Source organism: Pseudomonas sp. EB271-G4-1 (assembly GCF_058791355.1).
On record NZ_JBYTEO010000036.1, the window covers coordinates 66,597 to 72,893 of the forward strand.

Below are 6,297 nucleotides of genomic sequence, written 5' to 3' on the forward strand. Positions count from 1 at the left end.
AAGATCGCAGCCTGCGGCAGCTCCTACGGGGTGTACACCGTCCCACTGTAGGAGCTGCCGCAGGCTGCGATCTTTTGATTCTGATTCTCAAATCCAAATGGCATCCCACAAGGGATATTCGCCAACCCTGGAAACCAACCCGGCCCGCAACGGATTCATGACGATATACCGCGCAGCTCCCTTGATATCCTCATCACGCCGTAACGCGCGATCGTAATACCCCCGCTGCCACAATCGCCCCTGCTCACCGCGCACCAGATTGATCGAACGGCTGCTTCTGGATTTGATGCGGCACATCAACTCCGCCAGGGACCCATTTTTCAATTCAATCAGCCAATGCAGGTGATCCGGCATTACGACCCAGGCCATGGAAGTGACCGACGCGCTTTCATCAGCGCAGCGCAGTTGATCCACCAAAAGACGACCCAAACGCCAATCAGCAAATACCGGCTGGCGCTGATGAGTGACTGCTGTCAGCAGATAGAGGCGACCCTGTTCAGCAAATCTGGACTTGCGCAGGCGACACCCATTTGCGGCGATGGGCATTCCGTTGCCCTCCCTGAATATGCGGATTGCACAAGATTAGCCCACTGAGATGAGACCGCTGATATGCGTAATTTCTGCATATTTCAGAGCGCCGTTACCGGGTGAGTTACTGGGTCGGTTACTGGGTCGCTCAACAACTCCATCTCACGAAACCTCGCGTTTATCACTGAACTGCAACGCCGCCAACCGTGCATACAGCGCGTTATTCGCAATCAGCGACTGGTGCGTGCCCACTGCCACCAACTTGCCCTGGTCCATCACCGCAATGCGATCGGCGTTTTTGACCGTGGCCAGGGCGGTGGGCGATGACCAGGGTGGTGCGGTTTTTCATCAGGCTGGGTAATGCCTGCTGGATCAGGTGCTCGCTCTGCGCGTCGAGGGCGCTGGTGGCTTCGTCCAGCAGCAGGATGGGCGCATCCACCAGCAACGCGCGGGCGATGGCCAGGCGCTGGCGCTGGCCGCCGGACAAGCCGAGGCCTCCGTCGCCCAGATGCGTCTGGTAACCGTTGGGCATGGCTTCGATGAAGTCGTGGGCATAGGCGATTTTTGCCGCCTCGCGGACCTCCTCCGAGGTCGCCGTCGGGTTGCCGTAGCGCAGGTTGTCTTCGATGCTGCCGAAAAACAGCGCCGGGGTTTGCGACACCAGTGCAAAGCAGCGCCGCAGGTCCAGCGGATCGAGTTGGGTCAGGGGCACGCCATCGAGCAGGATGCGCCCTTCGGCGGGGTCGTAAAAGCGCAGCAGCAGGTCATACACCGTCGATTTTCCCGCCCCGGAGGGCCCGACCAACGCCAGGGTCTCCCCGGCCTGGATGGTCAGGCTCAGGCCGTCGACGGCGTAGCTTTCAGGGCGCGATGGATAGCTAAAGCGCACATCCTGCAACACCAGGTCACCCTTCACCCGCTCGGGCAAGGTCACCAGGCCAGTGGACGGCGACTGGATGATGTTCTGCGCCCGCAGCAACTCGGCGATCCGTTCTGCCGCGCCCGCTGCGCGCTGCAACTCGCCGATCACCTCACTCAAGGTGCCGAACGCACTGCCGACGATCAGGCTGTAGAAGACAAACGCCGCCAGCTCACCCGCGGAAATCCGCCCGGCAATCACGTCCATGCCGCCAACCCAGAGCATCACGCCGACGGCGCCCAACACCAGCACGATCACCAGGGTAATCAGCCAGGCGCGCTGGAAAATGCGCTTGCGCGCGGTGTCGAACGCCTCCTCCACGGTGACGGCGAACCGCTGTTCGTCCTGGGCCTGGTGGTTGTAGGCCTGCACGGTCTTGATCTGGCCCAGGGTCTCGGACACGTAGCTGCCGATGTCGGCAATCCGGTCCTGGCTCAGGCGCGACAGGCTGCGCACCCGGCGGCCAAAAATCAGGATCGGCGCGATCACCAACGGCAAGGCGACCACCACGATGCTGGTGAGTTTTGGATTGGTGACAAACAGCAGGACAATCCCGCCAATCACCATCAGCAAGTTGCGCAGGAACAATGACAGGGACGAGCCGATCACCGATTGCAGCAGCGTGGTATCGGCGGTCAGGCGCGACTGGATCTCGGAACTGCGGTTGTCCTCGTAGAAACCCGGGTGCAGGTACACCAAATGGTTGAACACCCGGCGACGGATGTCGGCGACGCAACGCTCGCCGATCCACGACACCAGGTAAAACCTCGCAAAGGTGCCGACCGCCAGGCCGATCACCAACAACATGAACAGAGCGATGGACTGGTTGAGCAAATGCGGGGACTGGGTCATGAAACCCTGGTCCACCAGCAGTCGAATGCCCTGCCCCATGGACAAGGTAATACCCGCCGTGACGACCAGCGCGAACAGGGCGCCCAGTGCCTGCCAGCGGTAAGGTGCGATGAAACGACCGGCCAGGCGGAGCGCACGACGGTGACGAACAGTGAGCATTGGCATCATCCAGAAAGGAGCCATAAACAGGACCAGCGTACACCGACCAACAAGGTGCAATGGCTGAATCAGAATGAGTCAGGTTAATTATGACCATGCAGTCTAGTGCCTAGACAGTATTGGTCTAAAGTTCGGGTAGCCATGTCGGGATATTTCTGGTCGACTGGCGATGCCGTTCAGGAGCGATCGCAGGGAGTTGTCACAGCCTGGTCACCTGACGGTTTTAATCTAGGCACACAACCTGATGAGGAGACAGGCCATGTCCTTGCAACAACGCAGCGATGACAAGATTCAAGTGATCCGCACGCAGCCAGACCAGTCTCTGGGGTGCTCGATAATCGATGAACAGGGCCGCGAAGTACCGATCACTGAAAAGATGATCCAGAAAGCGTGCAGTGAACTGGAGAAGCGATTGGTCAAGCCTGCCGAAGAGAAGTGATGTAACCACCGTCTTCATTGACCCGGCCCTTTGAGGGCCGGGTTTTTTATTGGCGGATATTCAAATGACCGTCGCGCCCAGCGCCGCCACGATCTGCTGCAACGCTGGCGCATCCCCGTCGATACGCACCTGCAACCCGTCGATCTCCCGTCGTGACGGGTAGTTCTTGCGCAACACATCGAACGCCGCACGCTGCTCGCTCACACGGCCGACCAGGCTGCGGCGAAAATCCGCATCGTCACGGCGCGGGTCGTACACGCCACGGCACAACATCGCCAGGGCCCACGCCGGGTCGGTATCCCCGCTCAAGGTCACCTGCGACAGCCACGGGGCTGGCAGCAAGTCGCCGAGGCTGACCTGGGGCGCTTGCCCGAGGAACTCGCAGTACGCCTGATAGATCTGCGCCGTGCCGCGCTGCTTGCCATCGAGGCTGTACCCGGCAATGTGCGGCGTGGCCAGCACGCAGAGTTCGGCCAGGGCCACATCGACTTCGGGCTCGCCCTCCCAGACATCGAGCACCGCCTGCAGGTCTTCGCGCTGCAGCAGCACCTCTCGCAAGGCGGTGTTGTCCACTACCGGGCCACGGCTGGCGTTGATCAGCCAGGTGCCGGGCTTGAGTTGGTTCAGGCGGCGTTGATCGAACAGGTGCCAAGTGGGCTGGGCGCCCTTGCGGGTCAGCGGGGTGTGCAAGCTGATGACATCGCACTGCTCGATGATCTGTTCAAGGCTGACGTAGTCGCCACCCTCGGCGGCCTGGCGTGGCGGATCGCAGACCAGCACCTTCCAGCCCAGCCCCTGCAGGACCTTGACCAGTCGTCCCCCGACCTCACCAGCACCCACCACGCCGTAGGTGCGTTGGGTCAGGTCGGCGCCTTCGATTTCAGCCAGGGTCAGCAGGCTGCCGAGTACGTAGTCGACCACGCCCCGGGCGTTGCAGCCCGGCGCGCTGGACCAGGTGATGCCGGTCTGTTGAAAGTACTCCAGGTCCAGGTGATCGGTGCCGATGGTGCAGGTGCCGACAAAACGCACCTTGCTGCCTTCGAGCAATGCACGGTCGACGCGGGTGACCGAACGCACCAGCAGTACATCGGCCTGTTCGACGGTGGCGCGGTCGATGGAACGCCCCGGCACCCGGCGGATTTCACCGAATGTCTGGAAGAAGGCGTCGAGCAGGGGGATATTTTCGTCGGCAACGATCAGCATGTCAGGCTCCTTTGGCGGACCGGCAGTGTAGGCGTAGTTGATGTCTTGCGCCTAGCGCCGATCCCCTCCCCGATCATCGATCATCGTTCACCGATCCCTTGTAGGAGCGAGCATGCTCCTACAGAGGGAGGGGTGGGATTACAAATCCCCAACACAGTCTTTTCCTGACCGCTGCGTCAACGCGTAGAATGCGCAGCCGCGCATGAACAATCTTTGGACGCTTTGCCCTTGAATTCCGTGACTCCCCACACCGCCAGCCCTTCCCTCTCCCGCCCCGCCCGGGTCCGCCTGGAGCTGAAAAACCTGCTCGGCCTGGCCTTGCCGATCATGATCGCGCAACTGGCCACCACGGCGATGGGCTTTGTCGACGCGGTGATGGCTGGCCGGGTCGGGCCGCGCGACCTGGCGGCAGTGGCGCTAGGCAACTCGATCTGGGTGCCGGTGTTCCTGTTGATGACCGGCACGTTGCTGGCCACCACGCCGAAAGTCGCCCAGCGCTTTGGTGCCGGGACCCACAGCGAGATCGGCCCGATCGTGCGTCAGGCGCTGTGGCTGGCGTTGGTGGTGGGCCTGATCGCGACCGGCCTGCTGCTGGGCGCCGAGCCGGTCCTGCGCGTGATGAAGGTCGATCCCGAACTGATCGGCCCCTGCATGCAGTACCTGCACGGCATCGCCAGCGGCCTGCCTGCGGTCGCGATCTACCATGTGCTGCGCTGCTTCAGTGATGGCCTGGGCCGCACTCGCCCGGCGATGGTCCTGGGCCTGTGCGGCCTGGCGCTGAACATTCCGCTGAATTACGTGTTCATCTATGGCCACTTCGGCGTGCCGGCCATGGGCGGTGTCGGTTGCGGCTGGGCCACGGCGATCGTGATGTGGGTGATGGCCCTGGGCATGGCCGGCTGGGAGCGCTGGGCGCCAGCCTATCAATCGAGCCAGCTGTTCAGCCGTTTCGATTGGCCACAATGGTCGGTGATCAAGCGCCTGCTGGGCATCGGCCTGCCTATCGGCATTGCCGTATTCGCCGAGTCGAGCATCTTCGCCGTAATCGCCCTGTTGATCGGCAGCCTCGGCGCCACCGTGGTCGCCGGTCACCAGATCGCCCTCAACTTCAGCTCGCTGGTGTTCATGATCCCCTACTCCCTGGGCATGGCCGTGACCGTGCGGGTCGGCCAGGCGCTGGGGCGCGGGCAACCCCGTGAAGCGCGTTTCGCCGCAGGCGTCGGCATGGGCACGGCGTTGGCGTACGCCTGCCTGTCGGCGAGCATGATGCTATTGCTGCGTGAGCACATCGCGACGATCTACACGGCGGACCCGACGGTGATCAAGGTGGCGGCGATGCTGATCGTGTATTCGGCGCTGTTCCAGTTTTCCGACGCGATCCAGGTCACGGCGGCCGGCGCGTTGCGCGGCTATCAGGACACCCGGGTGACGATGATCCTGACCCTGTTCGCCTACTGGGGCATCGGCCTGCCGGTGGGCTACGCCCTGGGCCTGACCGACTGGCTGGGCACGCCAAGCGGCCCGAGCGGCCTCTGGCAGGGCCTGATCGTCGGCCTGAGCTGCGCGGCGCTGATGCTGTCGATCCGCCTGACGCGCAGTGCACGCAAGCGGATTCGCCTGTAGGAGCGAGCATGCTCCGGGCGGCGTTCCGACGATGGACGTCAACGATTACTCGGGGAGCCTGACACCCCACGGCGCCCTCGGGTTTTTCGCGAGCATGCTCGCTCCTACAAGGGCTTTGTGGGTCAGCTGGATTTTTTGCGGATCCAGTAGAGGTAGGTGCCCGCATCTTCATGCTGCCCCACCAGTTCATGGTCGAGAAACACACAGAACTTGGGGATATCGCGGCGGGTCGACGGATCGGTGGCGATCACCTTGAGCAGGCCGCCAGGCACCAGGTCACGGATGTGCTGGTGCAGCATCATCACCGGCTCCGGGCAGTTGAGGCCGGTGGCGTCGAGGGTGCCGTCTACCGGCTTATCAAGCATTTCACTCATGATTAACTCCTGAAACTTGCCGGCATTGTACACCGCTGACTGATCGTTCCCACGCTCTGCGTGGGAATGCCGCCAGGGACGCTCCGCGTTCCAGCTCTGGATGTGACGCAGAGCGTCACGGGATGCATTCCCACGCGGAGCGTCACTAGTGTCCGGTAAACATGTTTCATAGCTGAAGGCTGCCTTGGGCAGCCTTCAGC

5 protein-coding genes and 1 pseudogene are annotated in these 6,297 nt (G+C 62.4%); 2 read left to right on the plus strand and 4 right to left on the minus strand.

Annotation, left to right across the window (positions count from 1 at the left end; all coding sequences use genetic code 11):
- Positions 1 to 87: 87 nt before the first annotated feature.
- Both AC3WWR_RS18765 and AC3WWR_RS18770 read right to left on the minus strand, forming a co-directional pair.
- Complete coding sequence (locus tag AC3WWR_RS18765; protein WP_489327881.1) at positions 88 to 546, minus strand: REP-associated tyrosine transposase; 459 nt, start codon at positions 544 to 546, stop codon at positions 88 to 90.
- A gap of 144 nt (positions 547 to 690) precedes the next feature.
- Positions 691 to 2,458: pseudogene (locus AC3WWR_RS18770) on the minus strand (ABC transporter transmembrane domain-containing protein).
- A gap of 259 nt (positions 2,459 to 2,717) precedes the next feature.
- Here AC3WWR_RS18770 and AC3WWR_RS18775 point away from each other — a divergent pair.
- On the plus strand, positions 2,718 to 2,897 hold the full coding sequence (locus tag AC3WWR_RS18775; protein WP_033043056.1) for a PA1571 family protein: 180 nt from the start codon (positions 2,718 to 2,720) through the stop codon (positions 2,895 to 2,897).
- Between the two features lie 60 nt (positions 2,898 to 2,957).
- On the opposite strand, the gene pdxB is transcribed toward AC3WWR_RS18775, so the two are convergent.
- Positions 2,958 to 4,100, minus strand: coding sequence for a 4-phosphoerythronate dehydrogenase PdxB (gene pdxB, locus AC3WWR_RS18780; RefSeq protein WP_492598944.1), 1,143 nt, complete (start codon positions 4,098 to 4,100; stop codon positions 2,958 to 2,960).
- A 228-nt stretch (positions 4,101 to 4,328) separates the two neighbouring features.
- Between pdxB and AC3WWR_RS18785 the strand changes: the two genes are divergently transcribed.
- Positions 4,329 to 5,723 carry an MATE family efflux transporter gene (locus AC3WWR_RS18785; RefSeq protein WP_492598945.1) on the plus strand — a complete coding sequence of 465 codons (1,395 nt, stop codon included), beginning with the start codon at positions 4,329 to 4,331 and terminating at the stop codon, positions 5,721 to 5,723.
- A 122-nt stretch (positions 5,724 to 5,845) separates the two neighbouring features.
- Here the strand turns inward: AC3WWR_RS18785 and tusA are convergent, their stop codons facing one another.
- Positions 5,846 to 6,097 (minus strand): sulfurtransferase TusA, encoded by a 252-nt coding sequence (gene tusA / locus AC3WWR_RS18790; protein WP_033042637.1) that lies wholly within the window; start codon positions 6,095 to 6,097, stop codon positions 5,846 to 5,848.
- Between the last annotated feature and the right edge of the window lie 200 nt (positions 6,098 to 6,297).